The organism is Rhodomicrobium vannielii ATCC 17100 (assembly GCF_000166055.1).
In the GTDB taxonomy this organism is placed as follows: Bacteria; Pseudomonadota; Alphaproteobacteria; order Rhizobiales; family Rhodomicrobiaceae; genus Rhodomicrobium; species Rhodomicrobium vannielii.
This window is the reverse complement of sequence record NC_014664.1, coordinates 539,319-562,684: the sequence shown is the minus strand read 5'-3', so window position 1 is coordinate 562,684 and position 23,366 is coordinate 539,319. Positions and strand designations below refer to the sequence as shown.

The window sequence follows — 23,366 nt, the reverse complement described above, 5'->3', positions numbered from 1 at the left end:
TCAACTAATGTTGAGGTCAAGCATGGGTGTGCGCGCTTTATCGCGTCGCAACGTCGCAAGTGCGAAGGCCGTCATCGAGAGGGAAGCGATGGAAACGGACGACGATATCAAGATCACGCTCAGCGTCGGCGAGGTCGCCAAACGTGCCGGGGTGGCGGTGTCCACCTTGCATTTTTACGAGTCGAAAGGACTTATCGAGGGTTGGCGGACCGACGGCAACCAGCGGCGCTATCACCGCTCCGTGCTGCGCCGCGTTGCGATCATCCGCGTTGCCCAGCGCGCGGGCATACCCTTGCAGGTCGTCCGGGAAGCGCTGAGGGATTTCCCGCACGACCGGCCGCCCGACGTCGAAGACTGGAAGAATTTTTCAACTGCGTGGCGAGACATGCTCGACGAGCGCATCGCCGCGCTGACCGAGCTGCGCGAGCATCTCATAAATTGTATCGGCTGCGGATGCCTGTCGCTTGAGGAATGTCCGCTGCGCAACCCCGGCGACGAACTAGGCCATGAAGGCGCTGGTCCGCGCAGGCTTGCTTCGATCGTTGGGGAGGCACGAAGCCAAGAGGGACAGCCCGAGCCAGAATGATTACGGGGCACCAGGGATCTTACAACGCATTTCGCTCTGTGGTCATGCGTCGCGAGATGACAGACGGCGCGCTTTCAGTGCGCCGTAAAACTCCGAGTACGAATTTGTGTGTAGATAGCGCGAAATTATTGTTAATAATTAGTTTGCTTGATAGTTAGCCGGGCCAGCACCTTGCCGTCGCCGGGCGGTGAAATGCGATAGGTGGCGTGGAGTGGGTTGATTGCGTCGAGCCGGATCACGCCGCCCGCTTCCTTCGCCATGCGCCGGAATACCGGTTTTACTTCGGCCCTCATCAATCATGGTTGTTCCATGGCACTGAACACTTTGCGTGGCTACAGTATGGATTGACACTTTGGGTGGTGACAGAGTCCACATTCCGCTTCAAGGTTCTGAAGCGGATGACACACGTCACAGCCGCCGCCGCGCCATCAGTTCGACGCGGCAGCGCGCTCTTCAGGTAGCCACTCGTTCATCAATTCCGTCTCGCGCTCGGTCACACGGCGCACGAACGCGGCCGAACTGCCCTTCATGGAGCGGAACGCGTCATAGCCGCGCTCAAGGAAGCTTTGCAAATCGGACAGCCCCGCGATTTCGGCGGGCTTTTTCATCATCGACAGCGCCGTGCCGATGAACGGCTTGCGCGTCAACCGGTCCAGCGAACGGCCGAGGCTCGCGATCAGTGCGATCTGGCGCTCGCGGTCGTCGCGGCGGCCGACCTTCTTGTAAGCCGCCACCCATTTGTCGATGTCGAGCGCAAACACATCCTGCCCGAGCGCCTCCAGCATGTCGGTGTCGAGCGACTCGGAAATCGTGTTGACCTCGATGGCATCCGCCACAGTATCGAGGCCCGCTTCAGGCAGCACCGCCTTCATCACGGGAAGGATGCGCCGCACTTCTTCCTCGTGGCGGCTCAGGTCTTTCGGGCCGTAAATGTCGCTCAGAAAAAACAGCGCCGTCTTCGAATAGAGCGGATTGGCCACGATGTCGGCGTGTTCGCGCTGAAGCCGCTCCGCCTGCCACTGCCGCAACGCATCGCGAGCGGCCTCTCCCTGCGGCCGGGCCGCAAGCCGCGCCCGAAGCTCCGCCGAGGCGTCGAGCAGCGATTCAATGCGCCTGGCAATCTCGTTCCTGGTAGTCAATCGTTTTCCTTTGTGATGTATTTACTAAGAAGCGTCGCCCGTTTTGGACGATTGTTTCCTGCCGGCGCATGAAGGTTTCGTACACGACGCATAACCGCCAATTTAGAACCTCAAGGGGTGCCCGCCAATGTCGAAAGCGGAACGCGTCTCAGCGGTAGACACCACGTGGCTGCGAATGGACCGGCCGTCCAACCCGATGGTCATTGTAGGTGTACTTATACTTGAGGGGCCGCTCGATCTCAACACGCTGGAAGCCACCTTGTGCGAGCGCTTCCTTGCGATCCCCCGCTTTCGGCAGCATATCGAGACCCGCTCGGGCGAGTACTGGTGGGTCGACGATCCCTGGTTGGACCGCGAAAGGCACATTCAGCGCGTACGCCTGCCGGGCAAGGCTGGCCAGGCCGAGCTTCAACGCTATATCGCGAGCCTCGCATCCGAGCCGCTCGATAAATCGCGCCCGCTCTGGCAAATCCGGCTCGTGGAGGATTATGAAGGCGGCGCGGCGCTCGTCCTTCGCATCCATCACGCCATCGGGGACGGCATGGCGCTGGTGGGCGTGATGCTCTCGATCACCGATGGCGGCGATCGCTCTGTCTGGACCGCGACGCGGGAGCGCCAGTCTGGTTTTCGCATTCCCCTCCCCGGCCTCGGACTTCTGAAGCGCGGCCTCGGCACGGGCGTCGATCTCTGGAAGGAGGCCGCAGCGCTGGCGCAGAATCCCACGCAGGCCGCGCGACTGGGCGCGGGCGTCGCGGGTGAACTTGCGTGGTTGCTCATGATGCCGGAGGACAGTCCGACGCGCTTCAAGGGCAAGGCGTCCGGCAACAAGCGCGTGGCGTGGACCGATCCGATCCCGCTGCCGGAGGTGAAGGCGGTCAGCCACGCGCTCGGCTGCACGTTGAACGACATGCTGCTCGCGTCCGTGGCGGGCGCGCTCGGCGAATATCTCAAGGCGAAGGGCGACGAAACCGACGGCGTGGAAATACGCGCGTTCATTCCGGTGGACATGCGCCAAAGCCACGAGGCGGGCCAGCTCGGCAACCGCTTCGGGCTGGTGGGCGTCGAGCTTCCGGCCGGGATCGAAAACCCGCTGGCGCGTCTCGCTGAGGTTCAGCGCCGCATGCAGGCGCTCAAGCAGTCGCTGGAGCCGCCGGTGACACTCGGCCTGCTGGAGGTGATCGGCCACGCGCCGCAGATGGTGCAGGACCGGCTTTTCAACATGCTCATGAAGCGCGCCACCGCCGTCATGACGAACGTGCCGGGGCCGAAGGAGCCGCTCTATCTCGGCGGCGCGAGGGTCTCGCAGATCATGTTCTGGGTGCCGCAATCGGGCGACATCGGCATGGGCGTTTCGATCCTGTCCTTCAACGATATGGTGCAGTTCGGGCTGATTACGGACGCGGCCATGGTGCCGGACCCGGAGGCGATCATCGCCGAGTTCCGGCCGAAGTTCGAGCAACTGCTTTATTATGTTCTGATGGGCGCGTGGGGCGATGCGGACGAGCGAGGCGCTCCCGCCGTCGCCGAGACCCCAAAGTTGAAGGCGCGGCGTGCGAAGCCGCGTCCGTCGGCGAAGGCACCAGACGCGCCGCCAAAGGCCGAGGGGGAAGTGTCGCCCCCGGTGACGCGCTCACGCAAGGCTCCCAAAACCGCCGCGTCTCCGCCGGTCACACCCGTTCCCAAAGCCGACGACGATCAGGGAGCGAACCTGCCAACTGGCATCGCATCGGCAAAGGTGCCCAGCGGAGCCGCCAGCCGTCGCAAGCGGCCCGAAACACCCGCTACCGCCGAAATAGCGCTTGCGGCCGAAGCGACCGGTGCCGCACCGCGCGCGCGCAGGTCGCCGAGAGCCTTCAAGCCGGACCTTTCAGCGGCGCCCGAGGCAACGCCAATCGCGGCCGCAGTGCGCGGAAGGGCGAAGCCACGCCCTGACATTGAGGACGCTCGCTCTCGAAGTGCATTCGGTGATGCGAGCGATGCACCTGGACGAGCACCGGCGCGCAAAGGAGCCAAAGCGGTTTCAAGAGAGGCGGCTGTTCGTTCGAGGGAAGGCAGCGTAGCAAATTTGCCCGCCAATGAACGGGGAAAAGCGGCTGGCCCAAAAGCGGCGGCGGCCGCTGCGACCCCGCCGCTTGTGCCGCCGCCGACGCCAAGGAAGCCCCGGCAACCCGCGCGCATTCGCAGCGGCGGCGAAACGGTGGCATCACCGGCACCGAAAGCCACGGCGCGCCGCAAACTGCCGAGGAGCTGACGACGAGCGTCGCGGTCATGGATGTTTGCGCGGCAGGGTCACGCCGTGCGGAGCGGCCTGAAACGGTGCGCGCTCCGCGTCGTGCCGCCAGACGCCGACCAAACCACCGCGCCGAAGCATCACGCGCCCACCATGCCTGCGCGCAACCAAGGCGTGCATAACCCCTGCACGTGGCCCTTTCATCTTGAAGTCACCCGGTCCGGCTATTAAGAATGGCTGGCAGACTGGCGATGGTCGAGGGGTACCCGTGAGAAAATACAGCCTGAGCCTTTTTTGTGCGGTAGCCCTAGCGATGGCGCCTGTCACGGCTTCGGCGCAGCCGGCGGGACAGCAGCAGGCGCAGTCGCCCGACGAGCTTCGCCTGATCCTCATGATCCGCAATGCGATCGTTGCCCTCAATCAGGCCAACATCACCGGCAATTATTCGGTGCTGCGCGAACTCGGCACGCCCACGTTCCAGCAGACGAACAACCCCGCAAAACTTGCCGAGGCGTTTGCGACCTTGCGCAACCGCAAGATCGACATATCCCCCGTCATGTTTTTCCCGCCAAGGCTCACCGCTCAGCCGAACATGCTTGAAGGGCAAGTGCTCCGTTTGACCGGCTTCTTCGCGACAGCGCCGGAGCACGTTAATTTCGACATCGCTTTCCAGATTACGGGCGATCAATGGATGCTGGCGGCCATCGCGGTCAACGTCGCGCCTCCGGGGGAGGGTCAGCAGGCGTCTACCATGAACGAGGCACCGCCGCAGCGCGCAGCCGAGTCGAAACCGATCCGGATCGACCTGACCCAACCCGCTGGCGGCGCCGCGCCACAACAGCCGCAAAAGAAAGCTTCGCCGTCTCCGAAAAAGCCGAAGCCGGACCAGGCCGCAGCGCCTCAGCAACCCGCGCGACCGACGCCCCAGCAGCAGGCTGGGCCATCACTCTCTTCGTCCGTACCCGCGCCATCCGCACCGGCTCCTGCTCCTGCGGAGCAAACGCAGGTAGAGGTGGCTCCGGTTCCTGCGCCAGCGCCAGCACCCAACACGGCCTGGAACCCGTTTGGCCGTTGACGTGAAGCACAAACTCTCAAGCGCGGCGCTTTGCACGCTGACAATCGCGGCTCTCTGTTTCGCCGCTCATGCCGAAAATGCTTCCGCACCAATCGCAGAGCCCAGAGAGGCGAAGAAAGCGTTCGGAGCGATCAAGGTTCCGCCCGCGCTGCCCCCGCAGGCCATCGGCCGGTACGATCTCGGCTGCGTCGCGGGCGCGCAGAAGATCGCGATGAATGGCGATGGCTGGCAGGCGATGCGCCTTTCGCGCAATCGCTACTGGGGGCATCCCGCGCTCATCTCCTATATTGAGACGCTCGCGCGTGACGTGAAGCGCCTCGACGGCCTTCCCGGCATCCTCGTCGGCGACATGGCACAGCCGATTGGCGGTCCGCTTCTCGGCGGGCATGCGAGCCATCAGAGCGGCATCGACGTCGATCTCTGGTATAATCTCATGCCCGCGCGAACGCTGTCGGCGGAAGATCGCGAGAAATTCGCCGCCACCAACTACGTCGATCAGACCACGCTGACGGTCGATCCCGCGCGCTGGACGGACGCGCAGACGAAGCTCGTCAAGCGCGCCGCTTCTTACCCCGAGGTTTCGCGGATCTTCGTGCACCCCGCCATCAAGAAAGCTCTGTGCGACAGCGCGGGAAGCGACCGCGTCTGGCTGCAAAAAATCCGCCCCTGGTACAAACACGATGACCATCTGCATGTCCGCCTGAGTTGCCCGGCGGGTAGCAATGGCTGCGTCTCACAACCCGCGATCAAGGCTGACGACGGGTGCGGAGAGGAACTCGATGCATGGTTCAGGAAGCTGCGTGCGCCTCGCCCGAAGCCTCCCAAGCCACCGAAACCTCAGCCCAAGCCGAAGCCCATGCTCGTCACCGACCTGCCGGGCGAGTGTCAGGCTTTGCTCGATTTGGCCGAGGCCGAGAAACCGACGGCATCGGGAGCGCGTTGACGATAGAGGAAGCGCCGAGCCAGTTCGGCATCAGTATTGGCGCTGCACCGGCTTCTTTCCCGACTTCACGCTCGCGACGGGCTTGACTGGCGCCGGCGTTTGCGCAGCGAGCGAAGGCGTCCCGCCAGCCCGTCCGGCCTCCGTCGTCTGGACGGCAACGGCCTCAACCGACACGCCATCGACGCGCCAGACGCCGTCGATCTGCTGATAGACGAGTTCGTATTTGATTTGAAGCGGTTGCGTGGGGAAATTGCCGACAAGCCGAAGTTGCCTCTGATCGGTCAGTTCCGGCTGCTTCGTCAGTGTCGGCGAAAGCACGAGAATCGGGCTGAGATTGACGCCACGGCCCCTCAAGCCCGAGAAGATCGCCGAGAGCTTGACCTGATCGAAGCGCTCGCGGAACAGTGGCGTCCCCAGATCCCGCAAGACCGAATAATTGCCGGTCTGGTTCGCGTGCTGGAGCGCGATGACGGTAGACTTGATCAGCATCGCGATTTGAACGCCGTCCATCGTAGCGCTCGGCTGGGATTTCGCGGCGGCCTCGGGAGCCCGCTTGGCGAGGGGTGCCCCCTTGCCCTCCGCAAGCACTTCGCTCGCGGAGAAGATCGCAACAGAGCATAGGGCAGCACGTAAAAGGGCAACTCGGAACACGGTGGATTTCATGACATGCCGTCGGTCGAAACGACGTTCCCGCATTTGATGATTGCAGAGAGGGTTGACGCGCCGTTGCCCAGACGGCGCGGCCCAAGCTTATGGCCGGGAGCCTTCATTTTCGTTAGTGGGATCGTTCAGATGAAACAGATCACCAACCGAACGTGAAGCCCGCCTTGCCCGCCATGGCGCCGGTGCTCGCGCCAAAGCCGAAGCCGCCGTCGAGAGCGACGACCGTGCCTTGGCCGAACCAGTCGCGGCCGATGATACCCGCCCCCGACAGTCCGAACGCGCTCTCGCCCTCGAAATTGCCCCAACCGGCACGCACAGCGAAATTCTGCCCCGGCGCGAAGATCGGCTGCTGAAGCGCGAGCGCGATGGCGACGCCCTCCTGCGTTTCGTCGATACGACGGTTCGCGGAGCGCAGGCCCGCATCTATTCTCCCGTCCAGTTCCTGAACGCGTGCGGTGTTATCCGACCAGACGGAGTCGACATAGGCCTTGTTCGCTGCGTCGCTGCCGACCACCGGCCCCGCCACGTTATGCACGACCGCGCCGCCCATATCAGCGGTGCCTCCTTGCCCCACCTTGAGGTTGGAAAGCGTCGTGGTTCCGGTCGCCTTCAGATCCTTGGTGATGAGGCTGTCCGAAACCTCGACATGGCCATCGACAACCTTCGTGTAGCTCGATCCGTCAGCTGTCTTGACCGTGAGCTTCATGCCCTGGAAGGTCGCCGAGTCGCCGCTGGCATTCAGGTCGATGTAATTCGTTCCGCCAGAGTGCTGGATGTAGATATGGTCTGTCGTCAGCGTCCCGGTGTTGACGGACGCAGTGGTAACCGATGTCGGCGTGATCGTTGTGGTGTTCGTGCCGTTGGACACCGTGAGGTTCGACGTGCCGAGATTGGTGGCGTTGAACGTGTTGGCGGTGATCGTGTTCGTCGTGATGTCGGTCGCATGGATCGCGCCGGTCGAGATCGAGCCTGACGACAAAACCCCGGTCGCCGAGATGTCGCCTGTGGAGGTAATGCCGCTCGACGTAAACGCGCCCGAACTGAGCGTTCCTGTGGTCGAGATCGAGCCCGGCATAACGGTGCTTGTGTGCGTTCCATCCGTCACGGTGAGCGACTGCCCGTTGAAGGCCCCGCCGTTGAATGTCGAGGCATTCACGGTGGTTGCGTTCATCGTGCCGGTGTTCATCGAACCCGAATTGACGGCTCCGGTCGTGGTCAGCGATGTGGCTGTAATCGCGCCCGTCGCATTGATGTTTGTACTGGTCAGGTTCGTACTGGTGAGGTTCGTGGCGTTGAAGTTGTCCACGTCGAGTGTGGTCGCCTTCAGGGTGCCAGTCGTCACCGATGTCGGCGTGATGGTGGTTGCGTTCGAGCCGTTCGAAACCGAAAGCGACGACGTGCTCACGCTGGTCGTGGAGAGAGAGCCTCCGCTGAACGTATCCGCGTAGACGGTCCCTGTCGTCACCGAACTCGGGCCGACAGTGGTGACGTTTGAGCCGTTGGAGACCGACAGACCGTTTGCGGTGAAGGAAGCGCTCGCGGAACCGTTTGACGACGTCACGCCCGAACCTTGCAGAACCGTGGTGTGTCCCAAAGTATCGGTGCCGATCACCTGCCCGTTATAGATCTGCGACTTCTTGGTGTAGGTCGTGCTCGACCCATTGGAGGAGGCCCAGCCCTGGCTAGGATCGCTGAAGGTGCTTTGCGCGTGAGCCTGCGACAGGCACGCTACTATGGCGATGGTGCTGACGCTGACGAGAAGGGAAAGGGTGAAGGCAACCGTTAACGCAGTGGGCTCCGCCGTCTTGTTTTCTTTTTGACGTGCCATTACTTTCTCACTCAATTTTACATTTACTTTTACAGACCACACCACGCATTACAGAGACCAACTCGAAGAAGTTCGATGCAACTTCTGATAGAAACAGTAGGGTAAATACCAAGAAAAGGACATAGCTATCTCGCGCAGAGCGTGCACCTGCCGATCACCCTTAAGGCTGCGCCCCGCTGGAGGCGCGCAGCGCCGGCGAACCGCGAGCGAGAGCATAAGGAGATGCTATCTCCTTGTTCTACGTGGATTTTTTCTGATGAGGCGTATGAGCGTTAGATGCCGAGGGTGGGCACCTATCCGCCAACCCGGAGAAATTCCCGGTTGTAAATAGCCATGCGATCACGTTTGCGTGATCGCGCTATATTGAGGGAGGCGAAGACTCGTAAGTATTAATTAAAGATTAACAAAGTTCTGCAATTGCCGTCCGAAGTTCTTCGATCCCCGCGCCATCGACCGAGGAGGTGGTCAGAACCACGGGATGCGCGGCAGGATGTGTCCGCATCACGGCTTCCGTCTCGCGCACGACCTGTCCGAGATCGCCGGCCTTTGGCTTGTCGGCCTTGGTCAAAACGCCCTGATAGGACACGGCCGCCTTGTCGAGCAGCGTCATGATTTCCTTGTCGGACGGTTTCAGACCGTGGCGGCTGTCGATGAGGAGCATCACGCGCTTGAGCTGGGGCCTTCCGCGCAGGTAATCGTGGATGAGTTGCGTCCACCCTTTCACCAGCGCTTTCGGGGCCTTGGCGTAGCCATAGCCGGGCATGTCCACAACATAAAGCGCATCGCCCACGGAGAAGTAATTCACCTCACGCGTGCGCCCTGGTGTGTTGGAAACGCGCGCGAGGTTGCGCCGCGACAGGAGCGCGTTGAGGAGGCTCGACTTGCCGACATTCGAGCGTCCGGCGAATGCCACCTCGGGCCTATTGCCTTCCGGGAGCGCCGCAACATCGGTCACGCCGAGCACGAACTCGGCGGGAGCCTTGAACAGCGCTTCCGCGCGGGCTGCCAACTCCCGCGCGTGGTTTTCCTCGTCGGTCGCCGTCATCGGCCGCTACCGGCCGGGGCGGCGATTGCGACCGCTCTTGCCGCGCTGCTTGACCGACTTCTTGCTCGCGAGGTTGCCCCTCGGCGCGGCCGCAACCGGTGCGACCGGACGCGCCGTTGTCGGCTCGGTCGGCTGCGGCTTGTCGATCACGGCCTGCGCACCCTCCGCCGTTGATACCGCCTCGTTTGCTTCGCCGGCATTAGCAACGGGTGCTGCCGAGTCGGCCGTTGCCGGCACGGATGCAGTCTTGACATCGGCCGCCTTGCCCGGACGGACAGGCTCCGCCGTTGGCTTGTGCGCGACGTCATGCGCATGCGACCGATGCTTCGCAGCGCCGTTCGACTTCTTGAGCCCGATCTGCTCAAGAAGGTTCATGTTTTTGTCCTGACGCTTCATGATGAGCGCCTGCTGGGCGAAGGTCAGGATGTTGTTCCACGTCCAGTAGAGGATCAGGCCGGCCTGGAACGGTGCAAGCATGAAGGTGAACAGCACCGGCATCCACGCGAAGATCTTCTGCTGGATCGGGTCCGGCGGCGTCGGATTGAGCCGCATCTGGAGCCACATCGAGCAGCCCATGATCAGAGGCAGCGCGCCAAGCATCATGAAATGCGGCGGCGTCCACGGGATGAGGCCGAACAGCGTGAAGATGTTCGTCGGGTCGGGAGCGGAAAGATCGTGGATCCAGCCGTAGAACGGCGCGTGCCGCATCTCGATCGAAACGAGAAGAACCTTGTAAAGCGCGAAGAACACCGGGATCTGCACGAGGATGGGCAGGCAGCCCGCAGCCGGATTGACCTTCTCCTTCTTGTAGAGGGTCATCATGGCATGTTGCTGACGCTGCTTGTCGTCCTTGAAGCGCTCCTGAATCTTCTTCATTTCCGGCTGAAGCATCTTCAGCTTGTTCATCGCCGAATAGGACTTGTTGGCGAGCGGGAAAAACAGAACCTTGACAAGAACCGTCGTCAGAAGGATCGCGATGCCGAAATTGCCGACATGCAGATATAGCCAGTTCAAAAGGAAATAGAGCGGCTGCGTGAGGAATGGGAACCAACCCCAGTCGACGAGCTTGTCGAAGCGATCGATCTTGTCGTCCGCCATGTATTGTTCGATAAGCACGACCTTCTTCGCGCCCGCGAACAACTTGTTCGTGAAAGTCTCGGATGCGCCCGTCGCGACCGTCACCGGGTTCTCGCTGAACTCGACGAAGAAATCTTTCTGCGGCGTGCCGAAAAGTCGGGCCGTCAGAGGCTTGGACTGATCGGGAACGAGCACCGCCGCCCAGTATTGGTCGGTGAAGCCGAGCCAGCCGCCCTTGTCGCTGATAATCTCTTTCGACACGCCCTTGCCATTATCGGCAGCGGGGTCGAAATTCTTGATGGCGCTGGAGTAGGTAAGTTCCTTCAGCCCCGCGTCCTTGAAGAGCCCGATCAGCCCCTCATGCAGCACGGAATAGCCGAAAAGGTTCGTCGGCTCGTAGAGGCGCGCCACCTCGGCGCGTGGCCGCAGCGTGACCGGCTTGCCGGTCTTGTTCTCCACCGTGTCGGTGATGGTGAACATGTAGTGCTCGTCGAGCGTGATCGCGCGCTTGAAGACGAGGCCCTTGCCGTTGTCCCACGTAAGCGTGACGGGCTTGCCGGGGGCGAGCGCGCCAGTGCCCTGCTGCTTCCAAACCGTATCGGGACCGGGAACGGAGATATCCGCCTGGTCGGAATACCAGCCGGTATAGGCATAATAAGGTTCGGGGCTGCCCGCTGGCGAAAGAAGCGTGACCGGCGGACTGTTCGGGTCGACCGTCTGCCGGTACTCCTTCAAGGTGACGTCGTCGACGCTGCCGCCCTTGAGGTTGATCGAGCCGGTGAGGGACGATGTGTCGAACGCGATGCGCTGTGTCGCGGCGAGGGCTGCCTCGCGGGACGCGAATTTCGGCGTCGTCGGCACCGGGATCACCGAGGATGCGCGCGGCGGAATCGCCGCTCCGCCCACTGTCGGATCCGTGCCCTGTTCGCCTGCCGTCTGTTGCTGCGCCTCGATGGCCTGCTGGCGCGCCTTGTCGGAGGCGGGCTTCATGTAGAGGAACTGCCAGCCAAGCAGCACGGAAAGCGAAAGCGCAATCGCGATGATGAAGTTTCTGTTGTTGTCCATGAACCCGCTCAGAAAAACCGTTCGATGCGCGCCACGCCATCGAAGAAAGACTGCCCAATCCGTTCAGCCAAATCGCTTTAGCCGGTTCCTGACTTCGTGGGAAGACAATCCGGCTTTTCCAGCGCAGCGTTCACGGGGCAGGGTTATTTTCCTTGTCGGAGCGCGCCGGCTGGCCCACTTTATGGAATGCACGCCGCATATCCGCAAGTAGATCTTCGAATTTTCTGGTCAGCGCAACGGCGCGGCCAATTATCACGTAATCCAGATTCGGCCGTGCGGCTTCCGCAAAAGTCAGGCGAACGGCTTCCTTGAGGCGACGTCTCGCGCGATTGCGGTCGACCGCCTTGCCTCTTTTCCTGCCGCCCTCGCCTTCAACGGCGACCGACTTGCCCGATACGGTGAACCCGAAGCGCGGACCCTGACTTTCGATGTCCGCGCGGGCGAGGCCCTGCATGATAAAGGCAGGCGTCACCCATTTGCGGCCCTTCTGCACGCGCTTGAATTCCGCGCGCGTCTTGAGCGTCTCCATGGCCGCAGCGCTTTTTTTCGACTGTTTAAGCCGAGAGCTTCGTGCGGCCGCGCGCGCGGCGGCGGGACAATACGGTCCGGCCCTGCTTGGTGGACATGCGTGCGCGGAAGCCGTGTTTGCGTTTCCGGCGCAAATTGCTCGGTTGATAGGTTCTTTTGGTCATGACAAGGCGCTTTCTCTCTCAAACGCCATAGATAGGGCGTTTCGGAGGCCGCCGTCAATCATGCTCTGTGAGATTATCGGACGGCCGGGCCTCACGCAAAGGAGAACCCGGCCGTTGAAAAGGCGCATCGACGCAGTAACGGTTGCGGCTATTCAGCCTTCGCGCTTTGCGCCGAGCCCGCGCCCGTAACCCGCCAGACGACGTTGCCCACATCATCCGCCACGAGCAGCGCGCCGTCCTTATCGAACGTCACGCCAACGGGTCGCCCGAGCGCCTCGTCGTTCTGGCTGAGGAAGCCCGTCAACACATCGATGGGCATGCCGTTCGGCTTGCCGTTCTCAAACGGCACGAAGATCACCTTGTAGCCGCTCTTCGGCTTCCGGTTCCACGAGCCGTGCTGGCCGATAAACGCGCCGTTCGCGAATGGCTTCGGCAGTTTGCTGCCTTCCGCAAACGTCAGTCCGAGCGATGCGGTGTGACTGCCGAGCGCGTAATCCGGCACGATGGCCTTCTCCACAAGGTCGGGCCGCTGCGGCTGCACGCGCGTATCGACATGCTGACCCCAGTAGGAATAAGGCCAGCCGTAGAAGCCGCCTTCCTTGACGCTCGTCAGATAATCGGGCGGAAGCTCGCTGCCGAGTTCGTCGCGTTCGTTCACCGCCACCCACAGAACGCCCGTCTGCGGCTCGAAGGCCATGCCGACCGGATTGCGCAGTCCGCTTGCGAACACGCGATGCTGGCCGGTCGCAACATCGACCTCCCAGATCATCGCGCGATCCTTCTCAAGCTCCATGCCGTTTTCACCGATATTGCTGTTCGAGCCGATGGCGACAAAAAGCTTCGTGCCGTCCTTGCTCGCGACGATATTCTTCGTCCAGTGGTGGTTAAGCTCGCCCGGAAGGTCCGTCAGCTTTTCGCCCGCGGCCGTAATCTTTGTCTGTCCTTCCTGGTAAGGGTATTTCATGATCGAATTGGCGTTGGCCACGTAAAACGTGTCGCCAATCAGCGCCATGCCGAAGGGCGAGAACAGGTTTTCGAGGAAGACCTCGCGCGTCTGCGCCTCGCCGTTCGGGCCGACGCCGCGCAGGAGCGTGATGCGGTCGGCGCTACCCCTGTTGGAGCCCGCCATCTTCATGACCTTGCCCTGCACCCAATTGCGGAAGCCGGTGGCCTCCTTCGGCGGCGCGTCGCTTTCGGCCACGAGCACGTCACCGTTCGGCAGTACATAAATCCAGCGCGGATGATCGAGATGGCGAGCAAGCGCCGCCACCTGAAGTCCCTCGGCGGGCTTCGGTTTCTGCCCCTCGCCCCAGCCCCGCGCGACGGCGATATTGATTGTCGGAAGCGCCGTTTCCTTCGGCGGCGGGAGCTTCGGATTAGGCCCCATCCCTTCCGAGACGGGCGTGGCGGTCTGGCTCTCGCAGGCGGAGAGCGCGATGGCGGCAAGACCCATAGCGAAAATCGTCCTGATCGGCTTCACGGCATAACTCCATTATCTCTTGCGAGAACAAAGAGCGCGGAAGCCGCGATGTTCCGTCAGGCGCGGGAGAGGAAGGCGAGCGCGCCACGTGCCGCCGCCGTTCCGGTCGAGAACGCCGCTTGCAGCAGATAGCCGCCGGTCGGCGCTTCGTAGTCGAGCATTTCGCCCGCGACGAAGACGCCCGACTTCTTCCGAAGCATGAAGCCATCGAGCTCGGTGAATGGCACGCCGCCCGCCGACGAGATCGCGCGCTCGATGGGTGCGGGCGCTGTGAGCGGCACGCGAACGCCCTTGATGAGGCGCACAAGCTCGGCCACGTCGAGATCGGCGAGCGGCGAGCCACCGCGCACGGCTTCTTCATAGAGAAGGCCGATAGCGACGGGCGCGAGCTTCGCCGCCTTGCGCAAATGGGCCGACAGCGTCTGCTTGCCGCGCGGCCTCGATAGCGCCGCTTCTAGGGCCTCGGCTTCGATCCCCGGGCGCAGGTCGATAATCAGATCCGCAGCCCCCTCGTGCTCCAAGGCTTCGCGCAGGGCCGCCGACAGCGCATAGATCGCGCCGCCCTCGATGCCCGCCTTCGTGATGGTGGCGTCGCCGCGCACGCTTCGCCCTTCGAACGAAAACGTGACGCCCTTTAGCGGATCGCCCTCGAAGCGCGCGAGAAAGATGTCCGAGAAACCGACCGCGAAGCCGCAGTTCGACGGTTTCAGCGGCGCGACGTCGATGCCCTCACGTTCGAAAATCGGCACCCAGCCGCCATCGGAGCCGAGGCGCGGCCAGCTTGCACCACCGAGCGCGAAGATCGCCGCGTCGGCGCGAACGGTCACGGGACCGTCCGGCGTGTCGAACAGGAGCGCGCCCGCATCGTCCCAGCCCCGCCAGCGATGGCGCTGTCGGAACGCGACGCCGAGACCCCGCAGCCGCCCGAGCCAAGCGCGCAGCAGCGGCGATGCCTTCATCGCTTTCGGAAATACGCGCCCGCTTGTGCCGACGAATGTTTCCTGCCCCAGCGCCTCGCACCATGCGACCAGCGCGGACGGCGGAAACGCCTCGATCGCACCGCGCAAATGCGGCTCCGCCGCGCTGTAGCGGGCAAGAAACTGCGAAAGCTCTTCGCTATGCGTGAGGTTCAGCCCGCCGCGCCCGGCGAGCAGGAACTTGCGGCCGACGCTCGGCATCGCATCGTAGACCGTCACGGCGACGCCCGCGCCCGCCAGCACCTCGGCCGCCATCAGCCCTGCCGGCCCGCCGCCGATAATAGCAGCCTGTTTTCCAGTCTCAGCCATAGCGCCCGCTGACCTCCATATGTCGCGCGACAAGGCGCGCGAGCGGCGGCCCGATCATGATGATGATGAGGAAACGAATCGTTTGCAGCGCCATGACAAAGGGCACGTCGACATTCGTCGATGCGGCGATGATCGCGACCGAGTCCATGCCGCCTGGGCTTGTCGCGAGATAGGCGGTCAGCGCGTCGATGCCGAGCGTCTCGGTGAGAAGCCAGGCGAGCACGGCGGAAAACGCGATCAGCAACGCGACCGAAAGCACGATCTTCGGCAGCGCCCGGAAGGCATGCGCGAGGATGTCCGGCGTGAAGCACAGGCCGACATTCCACCCAAGCAGCGCATAGGTCACCGCCATCAGCCATTTCGGCAGTTCGATATGAACGAGCCCGGCGAGGTTGAGCGCGGAGCCGGCGACAAGCGCCAGCAGCATCGCGCCCGAGGGAAAATGAGTGGCGCGGCCCACAATGGCGCAAATGCCCGCAAGCATCAGCGTCACGGCGAAGGGGCGTTCGTCCATGGCGGGGAACCATGCGATGTCCGGGTGCGGGACGCCGGTCGAATGCGCCCAGAACGTCGCCACCACAGACGCGAGACTCGCCACGCAGGCCACGCGGAAATATTGCATGAAGGCCACGAGCCGCGCGTCCGCCCCGAACTCGCCCGCCATGATAACCATCGCGCCCGCCGCGCCCGGCCACGACCCCCAAATGCTCGTCGTCCCCGGCATGGCGCGCCAGCGGCTCATCGCCCAGCCGAGAAGGCTCGACGCGACGATAATCGAAAATACGACACCGAGGATGATCGGCCATTCCTTCGCGAAGGATTGAAGGATCGACGGCGTGATCGCGCTCGCAATGAAAAGCCCCATCAACGCCTGCGCGCCGATATAGGGCACACGCGCCACGCGGATCGTCGCGCCCTTGACGCCGAGCACCACGCCAGCCGCCATCGGCCCGAGGAACACCGCCGCCGGAATACTCGCGAGGTCGAGAAGCGCCGCGAACGCCGCCGAAAAAAGCGCGAGCATCAGCCACTGCCGGGCGTGAGGCAGCGTCTCGAAGCGACGGGGGAACGGGATCAAATGCAAAACTCCGGGGCAACATCGGCGTTGCCCAACCCCCGCATTACCGCGCACGCGATGCAAACGCAACCGGCGCTGCGCGAAGGCGGTCGTGCCGCCTGCCCGCCTGGGGCTAGCCCAATCAGTGGAATGAATTCGACATTTGAGTCCCGGCTGTCACGAATTCTCGCTCAAATACAAATTCAAAAGCTCCACAAGCAGGCTGCTGCAAAAGGTTTTTCGGGTTGCACCAACGCACTCTAGGAGCGAGTGAATGCCGATTGACATATCCGTCTCACTTCAACTCGACCACAGATCCCGTTTTACAGGTTGTGACCGGAAAGCTTTTTTTCTGCGGGCTGCCAGTGGCCGTTGCGCTTCCGACATCTGCTCGGGAGGGTGCTGCAAACGTAAACGTCGGATCGGACCACTAGCCTCTTCTGCTCCATCGTCGCCCTGACCGTGCGGTCGAAAAGTGTCCGGGCAGCAGCCATGCGCTTCGTCCCCAATTCTCTTTCGCGGTGTTGAAAAGGCCACGCAAGTCTCGCGAAGGCCCACAGGCGGGGTTAATTTATGCCGAAGTGATTCTCGGCAAGCACTCTGCCTTCGTTGCGTCTCATCCCGCAGCGATTGTGCACCGCACAATGAGCCGTTATCCTGCTCAAGCATGGCGCCCGCGCGCCGGAAGTGGAAATTGATGTCAGAGAAACCGCGTCTCTGCAGCTTTCAAAGCCTCGGTCCGAACGGCTTCCACGAGGTCGCCTATACCGAATGGGGCGACCCGCAAAGCCCTCGTCTCGTTTTCTGCGTGCATGGCTACACGCGCAACAGCCGCGACTTCGACGTTCTCGCGGAAAGCCTCGCCGAGGAGTGCCACGTCGTGTGCATGGACGTCGCCGGGCGCGGGCGAAGCGAGTGGCTAGCGAAGAAAAACGACTATTCCTTTTCGCTCTACCTCACCGACGCGGCGGCGCTTCTCTCCCGCGTGACCGCGCCGCCTCCACCGCCAACCGGCCTCAAGCGCATTTTCAGGCGCACCCAGCCCAAGCCGAAGCGCCATATCGACTGGATCGGCACATCGATGGGCGGCCTCATCGGCATGATGCTCGCCGCTCGGCGGAATTCGCCGATCCGCCGCCTGATCCTGAACGATGTCGGCCCGCTCGTGCCCTGGCCCGCCCTCATGCGCATGAAGAAGGCGCAGACCGGGCTCGGCCGCTCCTTTTCGTGTCTCGAAGATGTCGAGTTCCATCTGCGCGAGACGTGCGCTTCATTCGGCCCGCTAACCGAAACACAATGGCGGAAGGTGACGACCAACAGCGCCATCGAACAGCGGGACGGCTCCTACGTTCTCGCTTTCGATCCCGCGATTATCACGCATATGCGCTCGGGCGGCGTTACGGGCGTCGCCTTCGGTAGCGAGTTTCTCGCCGGTGTCGATCTCTGGCCGACCTATGAAGCGATCCGTTGCCCGACGCTGGTGCTTCGCGGCGCGGAAAGCGACCTTTTGCTCGGGAAGATCGCCGATGACATGATGCGGCGCGGACCTCGCGCGAAAATCGTGGAGTTCGAGGGAATTGGCCACGCGCCGTGGCTGATGGCGGAGGATCAGATCGCGGCGGTGCGCGATTTTTTGTTCGCAAGCGCCGCAAAGGCCCCGGCGGCTGAACCGGTGCGCCGGGAAAAGGTGGCGCTGCATCCTGCGTGAATGATGCGGAGCAGTCGGCGTGAGAGAGGGCAGCAGGCGCCGTAGCGTGTCAACCTGGCACGCATTGGCTTGCTCATGAAATCCGCCGCAGCTCGAACATGTTGCTCCGCCGGAAACGCAAAAGATGCATGGGTCTTCCAGCGACGGACGCAGAAAGCCCATGCTGACAGCCAACGCGCTTATCGAGCGGCGGCGATGTTGAAGCCTTCTTCCTTGCACTTGACGCCAAGGAAGGCGTTGATTTCCTTGACGACGCCGTTCGCGATGACGCTGAAGTTCGCATCGACTGCGGTTGCGGACCATATCGCCGTCTTGGCAAGAAGAGGCGCCTCTATGGTGCCCCAGTTCAACTCGGCCTTGGTCGCCCGGCCGTTCTCGAAGGTAACTACAGGCTCGATCGACAGTTTGACGTCGTAGGCGCTGCCTTCAGCGGGGTTCTTGTTGTCGAGCTTACAGGTGATGTCGTGCTTCTTCAGCTTCAGCGTACCCGAAGGCTTAGAGGCAACCTCGGCAATGGCGTCGCGGTCGAGATCGATGTGCGCCGAACACAGCGCATGTCCCCAAGGCCATGTCAGCTTGTCTCCCAGATAGCCCGCCTGAATGTCGGAGCCGAGCCATGTCTTGGTGACGTTGCAAGAAATCGGCGCGCCGCTCTTCGCTTCCGCGAACGCTTTGCAGATTTCGAGCTTGCATGTCTTGCGGTCTTCCTTCTCCTTGGCCATACGCTCCGCAAGTTCCGGCGCGATGGCCGGAACGGGAGCAGCGGCTTCCGCAGGCGCCGGGGCGGGAGCGGCGTCTTCCGCAGACGCCGGGACAGAAACGGTCAGCGTCAGCGCCGCAGCCCCTGCGAAAAGCGCGACTTTATGCATCCAAGAGGTCATGTTCTCTCCACGGATCGTTGATTTGCATACGATTTCGGTTGAGCAGGGGGCATAGCGGACGCCCCCGCCAAAGGGTGTCGGTGACCGCGCGATTTCAAATGATGATTCAGCGACCGTGCTTTCGATGGCGCGAGCGAGGCAAGCATTAGTTGGTTGTCGACGCGAGGTTGGCAAGCATCGGGCCGGGCTCCGCTGGGCCGATATTGCAACGACTGACAGAACATTGGTACCCGACCAACTCGTTAGAAGGAAGCGCGACTGCTAACACGATCTGCTTAATTGGCTTGATCTCGAACCGCAACCAATGCGCGAAGGTTTTCCACTTCACACCAAGCTTGTCCCCCCCTATTCGCATTCATGCTCTGGATGCCCTCGGAACCGGCTTCTTCCGGCCAACCGCCAGGAACCCGAGCCCTTCCCCATGACAGCGCTTTGCGAACCTCCATGCCCGAACAAAAAAAGCGCCCCATCGCCACGCGAGGTTTATCGAGAGACGAACCGACCGGTCAAATCACACCGATGGGTTCGTCTCTAACTTGAAGAAACGGCATTAGAGGAATGAGACCACAGTAGCGAGCGGGAGCATCTTGACGAAGATGTTAAAGCCCTGCTTCATGCTCGAAGTCGGCACGATGACGACATCGCCCGACTGCAAGAGTGGGTCTTCAGCGCCCCCGTCGCGGATTTTCGCCATATCGTAGCGGATGGCGGATCGCTTGTCGTTGGTCGTGCGGAACACGACGGCCGTCGAGTCGGCCGCTTCATCCGAGCCGCCGGCCTGAGCCACGGCCTGCACCAGAGACAGACCGCCGACCATCGGCACGACGCCCGGCTTTTTCACCGCGCCCTCCACGGTGACGCGCTGACTATTGTACTCTTTCACGAAAACGGTGATCTGCGGCTTCTGAAGATATTTCGCACCGAGAAGTGTCGTCAGGTCTTGCTCGATCTCGCGCGCGGAGCGGCCACCCGCCTGCATCTCGCCCACGAGCGGATAGTTGATCGTCCCAGCTTCGGAAACCTGCACCGTCTTCGACAAGTCCGCAACCTTGAAGACGGTAATTTCAAGGACGTCGAGCGGCCCGACCTTGTAGGATTTGCTCTTCGGATCGCTCATCGCACTATAGGTGAGGGCGGCCTGCTTGATTGCTGCGGCAGCCTCCGGCTCCTTCACCGTAGCTCCCCCGCTCGCTGCGTTGGCCTTCGGCGCAGCAGTTTCCTCGGCCGGCGGCGTGCCTGCAATCGACATCTTTTCCGGCGATCCGTTGCTAAGCGAGGAGCCGCCGCACGCGCTCACGAAGGCTGCGGCCATCACCGGTGCCAGAAGCCTGAACAGAGCGCTCAACCTCATGAACTTCCTCACTCGTAATTCCTTCCGGCTCCGGCAAACTGCCAGCGTGCAGGTTTTTCAGCACACCCAAGGGACGCGTGACGACCAGGTGATGGGCTTCTTTTTCGCCAACGATTTTCGCGGCGGCTTCCCGTCCCTTAAGGAGATCGGGGGGACGGGAGTCGTTGTTGTGGGCGTCCGTTGCAAGGATATGCACGCGTCCTTCTTCAAGCATGCGCTGAGCCCAGTAGCGCGGGCGGCGGCCGAAGCGCCCTAGAAGCGATCCGGCGGTGATCTGCATCCAGACCCCTCGCGCCGAAAGCCGCTCGATGACGTCGTATTTCCCTTCGATCCAGGTTAATCGCTCGGGATGAGTCAGGATCGGCACGTAACCGGCGACGAGAATGCTGAAAAACAGGTCTTCCAAGCGCGCGAGGGCGACGTGGTGCGGCGGCTCGACGAGGACGTAGGCCGTATCGTCGAGCGCCAGCAGATGGCCGCGACGCAGCCCTTCGACGAAATCGGGAATGATATGGTTGTCTGCGCCGGTGGCGATATGGAGCGGTATTCCGGCCTCGTCGAGACTGGTTTGCAGCGCAGCTGCCGCTTCGCGGATTTGAGGACCGGTGTTGTGATAGAGGCCGGGCAGAATGTGCGGGGTGCAGGCCACACAGAGGACACCCTGATCGACATAGGCGCGCGCCATCTCGAAAGAGACCCTCATATTGGGCGATCCATCGTCGATTCCGGGCAGCAGATGACTATGGAGATCGAACATGCGTAAGCGCTCGTTACGATTTGCAGAAACTTTGTAAAAAACTTCAAAAGGCACTTTAATGGTTTCAGGTTTTCATTCAAGCGAGATGAAACACCTGCGCTATAATGGAGATAAAAATCCCCAAGGAAATAGCCCGCACAACCTCTGCGTGAGCCATCTCTGTCTCAGTTATGCCTTAGTTCTAAATAAGTCGCAGCTTGACATTGATTTAATTTATGCTGGAGGTTGCGCCATCAAATGCAAGATTAGACCGGCTCTAAAAACTCAAGACGCAGGTATTCCGGGTATCGCTGCGCGCCCTTGGCGCGCACGAGGGCGAGCGTGTGTCACTCGCGACCCGGTTGGATGCCGGATGAGGGAGGTGCGAGCCACCTCCGTCTCAGTCTTCGCAGATGTAAAACAAGCGTTTAAGGCGTCCGCCGCGCCGTGAACTCACGAAACACCTCAAGCGTCTCATCGCTCACATGATGCTCGATGCCTTCCGCGTCGCGGCGTGCCGTTTCCGGCGAAATGCCGAGCGCTAGGAGAAACGCCTCAACCACACGATGCCGCTCGCGCGCTTCCGAGGCGAGGTTCTTGCCCAGCGCCGTCAGGAACACGCCCCGGTAAGGCTGCTGAACCACGAACCCTTCCTCGATAAGCCGCTTCAGCATCTTTGCGACCGTGGGTTGCGCAACACCGAGGCGCTCGGCAATATCCACCTGTCGCGCTTCGCCCCGCGCGGCGATCAGATCGTCGATCAGCTCGACGTAATCTTCCACGATCTCAAGTCTATGCGCGCGCCGCGTCTCACGAAAGCTCGCGGACTGGAGATCTGCGTCGATAAGGGAATTGCTGTCTGTGTTCTGTGAGGTCATGGCGCTGAGCAAAAAATGCGGATCTGGTCATCCTAGAACGGTGCGCACGAAATCGGAATCCCTTTGACGCGATCCCAGCCGAACGCGCGGCTCTACCGCACCGTTACCGCGTTCGTGCGCCGCGGCCAGAGCGGAACCCTTTGCCTCACCGGAAATTGTTCTCGGCGAGCGATCAAGAGCCTTGCGTCCCGATGCGCGGCTATTATAGCATAAGCTATACTTCATAGGGAGGTAAATGAATGGCTTCCGACGCGTCTTTTCCCGTTGATAACGTCCCCGCCGCTGGCGGCATGTCGCATGCGGCGTTGCGGGACGCCATCGCGGGAAGGCGCGGCAGGATCGTCACCGGATGGATGTTCACTGGCCCCGCTGTCGTGGCCTCCATCGCCTATATCGATCCCGGCAACTTCGCGACCAACATCCAGGCGGGCGCGAAATACGGCTACACGCTCCTGTGGGTGGTGCTCTCGGCCAACCTCATCGCGATGCTGTTTCAGGCGCTGTCCGCAAAGCTCGGCATCGTCACCGGCCGCAATCTCGCCGAACTAGCGCGCGAACGCTTTCCGTGGCCGCTCGCCCTTGTCATGTGGATCGTGAGCGAAATCGCCGCCATTGCGACCGACCTCGCCGAGTTCCTTGGCGGCGCGATCGGCTTCTCGCTGCTGTTCGGCATGTCGCTCCTCACCGGCATGGCCGCTACCGCCGTGATCACCTACGGCATCCTGATGTTCAACGGGGAACGATTCCGGCGCATCGAACTTGTCGTCGGCCTCTTCGTCGCCGTGATCGGCGTCTGCTACGTGGTCGAATTGTTCATCGCGCCGGTGAACTGGGGCGGCGCGATGGCAGGGCTCGTCACGCCGCAGATCGCGGACGCGGACGCGCTCTTGATTGCGGTCGGTATCGTCGGCGCGACCGTCATGCCACATGCGATCTACCTGCACTCCGCCCTGACGCAGTCGCGAGGCGTGCTCAACTCCGACGCCGAGCGCGAACGCGTGCTGCGCTTCTCCAACCGTGAAGTCATCATCGCCCTCGCTCTCGCCGGCGTCGTGAACATGGCGATGGTGATCATGGCGGCGGCGGCCTTCAACGCGGGCAACCCTGAAGTCGCCGAGATCGAGACCGCCTATCACATGCTGACGCCGCTCCTCGGCGGCGCGGCGGCAACCGCGTTCCTCATCTCGCTGCTCGCTTCCGGCGTCTCAAGCTCGGTCGTCGGCACGATGGCCGGACAGGTCATCATGCAGGGCTTTTTCCGCCGCCGCATCCCGATCTGGCTGCGCCGCCTCGTGACCATGGTCCCCGCGTTCGCCATCGTCGCCATGGGCGTCGGCGCGACCCAAGCGCTCGTTATGAGCCAGGTGGTGCTGAGCCTCGCGCTCCCCTTCCCCATGATCGCGCTCATTGTGCTGTCGAGCGACCGCGCGCTGATGGGCCGTTTCGCCAATGGCCGCCTGACGAAGATCGCGGCGCTTGTTGGCGCTGCCGTGATCCTCGTGCTGAACGCGGTGCTGCTTTACCACACCGCTTTCGGAGGTTGAATGCGGTTTCGTGCCCCCTACGGAAGAAAGGCTTGACGAATCCCGGCCCCTCCGTTGTCTATAGGCGTGCGGCGCGTCCCCGCCGGGGCGCGCTTGCGCTTT

General features: G+C 62.3%; 21 protein-coding genes. 6 read left to right on the top strand and 15 right to left on the bottom strand.

The genetic code is table 11. The annotated features are described in order from the left end of the window. Positions 1 to 88: 88 nt before the first annotated feature. Positions 89 to 586: a redox-sensitive transcriptional activator SoxR gene (gene soxR / locus RVAN_RS02410; RefSeq protein WP_041788071.1), complete on the top strand. Its 498-nt coding sequence runs from the start codon at positions 89 to 91 to the stop codon at positions 584 to 586. A 131-nt stretch (positions 587 to 717) separates the two neighbouring features. Here the strand turns inward: soxR and RVAN_RS19995 are convergent, their stop codons facing one another. Both RVAN_RS19995 and RVAN_RS02405 read right to left on the bottom strand, forming a co-directional pair. After that, positions 718 to 879 (bottom strand): hypothetical protein, encoded by a 162-nt coding sequence (locus RVAN_RS19995; protein ID WP_013418173.1) that lies wholly within the window; start codon positions 877 to 879, stop codon positions 718 to 720. 135 nt (positions 880 to 1,014) lie between these two features. Continuing rightward, positions 1,015 to 1,725, bottom strand: a complete 711-nt coding sequence (locus RVAN_RS02405) for an FFLEELY motif protein (RefSeq protein WP_013418172.1) — start codon at positions 1,723 to 1,725, stop codon at positions 1,015 to 1,017. A gap of 127 nt (positions 1,726 to 1,852) precedes the next feature. On the opposite strand from RVAN_RS02405, the gene RVAN_RS18635 reads away from it, so the two are divergent. The 3 genes from RVAN_RS18635 to mepA all read left to right on the top strand — a co-directional run bounded on the left by RVAN_RS18635 (position 1,853) and on the right by mepA (position 5,973). Next, the gene (locus tag RVAN_RS18635) at positions 1,853 to 3,976 is read left to right on the top strand and encodes a wax ester/triacylglycerol synthase family O-acyltransferase (RefSeq protein WP_013418171.1); all 2,124 of its coding nucleotides are present in this window, start codon (positions 1,853 to 1,855) and stop codon (positions 3,974 to 3,976) included. 292 nt (positions 3,977 to 4,268) lie between these two features. Then, on the top strand, positions 4,269 to 5,030 hold the full coding sequence (locus tag RVAN_RS18630; RefSeq protein ID WP_049779182.1) for a hypothetical protein: 762 nt from the start codon (positions 4,269 to 4,271) through the stop codon (positions 5,028 to 5,030). A 1-nt stretch (position 5,031) separates the two neighbouring features. Next, on the top strand, positions 5,032 to 5,973 hold the full coding sequence (mepA, locus tag RVAN_RS02385; RefSeq protein WP_169309502.1) for a penicillin-insensitive murein endopeptidase: 942 nt from the start codon (positions 5,032 to 5,034) through the stop codon (positions 5,971 to 5,973). A 30-nt stretch (positions 5,974 to 6,003) separates the two neighbouring features. Here mepA and RVAN_RS02380 read toward each other — a convergent pair whose 3' ends face one another. The 9 genes from RVAN_RS02380 to RVAN_RS02340 form a co-directional block, all read right to left on the bottom strand. Further along, complete coding sequence (locus tag RVAN_RS02380) at positions 6,004 to 6,636, bottom strand: hypothetical protein (protein ID WP_013418168.1); 633 nt, start codon at positions 6,634 to 6,636, stop codon at positions 6,004 to 6,006. A 139-nt stretch (positions 6,637 to 6,775) separates the two neighbouring features. Continuing rightward, the gene (locus RVAN_RS02375) at positions 6,776 to 8,464 is read right to left on the bottom strand and encodes a hypothetical protein (RefSeq protein ID WP_013418167.1); all 1,689 of its coding nucleotides are present in this window, start codon (positions 8,462 to 8,464) and stop codon (positions 6,776 to 6,778) included. Positions 8,465 to 8,864: 400 nt separating this feature from the next. Further along, entirely contained in the window at positions 8,865 to 9,509 is a 645-nt protein-coding gene (gene yihA / locus RVAN_RS02370) for a ribosome biogenesis GTP-binding protein YihA/YsxC (RefSeq protein WP_013418166.1), read from the bottom strand. 6 nt (positions 9,510 to 9,515) lie between these two features. After that, a complete protein-coding gene (gene yidC, locus RVAN_RS02365) occupies positions 9,516 to 11,651 on the bottom strand; it encodes a membrane protein insertase YidC (RefSeq protein WP_013418165.1) in 2,136 nt (711 codons plus the stop codon). Between the two features lie 130 nt (positions 11,652 to 11,781). Continuing rightward, positions 11,782 to 12,180: a ribonuclease P protein component gene (gene rnpA / locus RVAN_RS02360; protein ID WP_013418164.1), complete on the bottom strand. Its 399-nt coding sequence runs from the start codon at positions 12,178 to 12,180 to the stop codon at positions 11,782 to 11,784. Between the two features lie 25 nt (positions 12,181 to 12,205). Continuing rightward, positions 12,206 to 12,343 carry a 50S ribosomal protein L34 gene (gene rpmH / locus RVAN_RS02355; RefSeq protein WP_013418163.1) on the bottom strand — a complete coding sequence of 46 codons (138 nt, stop codon included), beginning with the start codon at positions 12,341 to 12,343 and terminating at the stop codon, positions 12,206 to 12,208. 148 nt (positions 12,344 to 12,491) lie between these two features. Further along, a complete protein-coding gene (locus RVAN_RS02350) occupies positions 12,492 to 13,823 on the bottom strand; it encodes a PQQ-dependent sugar dehydrogenase (protein ID WP_013418162.1) in 1,332 nt (443 codons plus the stop codon). Between the two features lie 56 nt (positions 13,824 to 13,879). Continuing rightward, on the bottom strand, positions 13,880 to 15,109 hold the full coding sequence (locus tag RVAN_RS02345; RefSeq protein ID WP_013418161.1) for an NAD(P)/FAD-dependent oxidoreductase: 1,230 nt from the start codon (positions 15,107 to 15,109) through the stop codon (positions 13,880 to 13,882). Then, positions 15,102 to 16,187 carry an AbrB family transcriptional regulator gene (locus RVAN_RS02340; protein WP_013418160.1) on the bottom strand — a complete coding sequence of 362 codons (1,086 nt, stop codon included), beginning with the start codon at positions 16,185 to 16,187 and terminating at the stop codon, positions 15,102 to 15,104. Before RVAN_RS02340 ends, RVAN_RS02345 begins: the two co-directional genes overlap by 8 nt. A 676-nt stretch (positions 16,188 to 16,863) precedes the next feature. Between RVAN_RS02340 and RVAN_RS02335 the strand changes: the two genes are divergently transcribed. Further along, positions 16,864 to 17,874, top strand: a complete 1,011-nt coding sequence (locus tag RVAN_RS02335; protein WP_013418159.1) for an alpha/beta fold hydrolase — start codon at positions 16,864 to 16,866, stop codon at positions 17,872 to 17,874. Between the two features lie 179 nt (positions 17,875 to 18,053). Here RVAN_RS02335 and RVAN_RS02330 read toward each other — a convergent pair whose 3' ends face one another. From RVAN_RS02330 to mntR, 4 genes are all read right to left on the bottom strand, one after another. Then, a complete protein-coding gene (locus RVAN_RS02330) occupies positions 18,054 to 18,755 on the bottom strand; it encodes a hypothetical protein (RefSeq protein ID WP_013418158.1) in 702 nt (233 codons plus the stop codon). Between the two features lie 550 nt (positions 18,756 to 19,305). Further along, a complete protein-coding gene (locus RVAN_RS02320; protein ID WP_013418156.1) occupies positions 19,306 to 20,004 on the bottom strand; it encodes a polysaccharide biosynthesis/export family protein in 699 nt (232 codons plus the stop codon). A 19-nt stretch (positions 20,005 to 20,023) separates the two neighbouring features. Beyond that, positions 20,024 to 20,917, bottom strand: a complete 894-nt coding sequence (locus tag RVAN_RS02315) for a tyrosine-protein phosphatase (protein ID WP_245258022.1) — start codon at positions 20,915 to 20,917, stop codon at positions 20,024 to 20,026. Between the two features lie 353 nt (positions 20,918 to 21,270). Further along, positions 21,271 to 21,720: a manganese-binding transcriptional regulator MntR gene (mntR, locus tag RVAN_RS02310; RefSeq protein ID WP_013418154.1), complete on the bottom strand. Its 450-nt coding sequence runs from the start codon at positions 21,718 to 21,720 to the stop codon at positions 21,271 to 21,273. Between the two features lie 239 nt (positions 21,721 to 21,959). Between mntR and RVAN_RS02305 the strand changes: the two genes are divergently transcribed. Further along, positions 21,960 to 23,264 (top strand): Nramp family divalent metal transporter, encoded by a 1,305-nt coding sequence (locus RVAN_RS02305; protein ID WP_013418153.1) that lies wholly within the window; start codon positions 21,960 to 21,962, stop codon positions 23,262 to 23,264. Positions 23,265 to 23,366 lie beyond the last annotated feature (102 nt).

Coding starts and splice junctions, on each gene's coding strand:
- RVAN_RS18635 (WP_013418171.1), top strand. CDS start 1,853: ATGTCGAAAGCGGAACGCGTCTCAGCGGTAGACACCACGTGGCTGCGA.
- RVAN_RS02380 (WP_013418168.1), bottom strand. CDS start 6,636: ATGAAATCCACCGTGTTCCGAGTTGCCCTTTTACGTGCTGCCCTATGC.
- RVAN_RS02375 (WP_013418167.1), bottom strand. CDS start 8,464: ATGGCACGTCAAAAAGAAAACAAGACGGCGGAGCCCACTGCGTTAACG.
- yihA (WP_013418166.1), bottom strand. CDS start 9,509: ATGACGGCGACCGACGAGGAAAACCACGCGCGGGAGTTGGCAGCCCGC.
- RVAN_RS02345 (WP_013418161.1), bottom strand. CDS start 15,109: ATGGCTGAGACTGGAAAACAGGCTGCTATTATCGGCGGCGGGCCGGCA.
- soxR (WP_041788071.1), top strand. CDS start 89: ATGGAAACGGACGACGATATCAAGATCACGCTCAGCGTCGGCGAGGTC.
- mntR (WP_013418154.1), bottom strand. CDS start 21,720: ATGACCTCACAGAACACAGACAGCAATTCCCTTATCGACGCAGATCTC.
- RVAN_RS02320 (WP_013418156.1), bottom strand. CDS start 20,004: ATGTCGATTGCAGGCACGCCGCCGGCCGAGGAAACTGCTGCGCCGAAG.
- RVAN_RS02305 (WP_013418153.1), top strand. CDS start 21,960: ATGGCTTCCGACGCGTCTTTTCCCGTTGATAACGTCCCCGCCGCTGGC.
- RVAN_RS19995 (WP_013418173.1), bottom strand. CDS start 879: ATGAGGGCCGAAGTAAAACCGGTATTCCGGCGCATGGCGAAGGAAGCG.
- rpmH (WP_013418163.1), bottom strand. CDS start 12,343: ATGACCAAAAGAACCTATCAACCGAGCAATTTGCGCCGGAAACGCAAA.
- RVAN_RS02330 (WP_013418158.1), bottom strand. CDS start 18,755: ATGACCTCTTGGATGCATAAAGTCGCGCTTTTCGCAGGGGCTGCGGCG.
- RVAN_RS02335 (WP_013418159.1), top strand. CDS start 16,864: ATGTCAGAGAAACCGCGTCTCTGCAGCTTTCAAAGCCTCGGTCCGAAC.
- yidC (WP_013418165.1), bottom strand. CDS start 11,651: ATGGACAACAACAGAAACTTCATCATCGCGATTGCGCTTTCGCTTTCC.
- rnpA (WP_013418164.1), bottom strand. CDS start 12,180: ATGGAGACGCTCAAGACGCGCGCGGAATTCAAGCGCGTGCAGAAGGGC.
- RVAN_RS18630 (WP_049779182.1), top strand. CDS start 4,269: ATGGCGCCTGTCACGGCTTCGGCGCAGCCGGCGGGACAGCAGCAGGCG.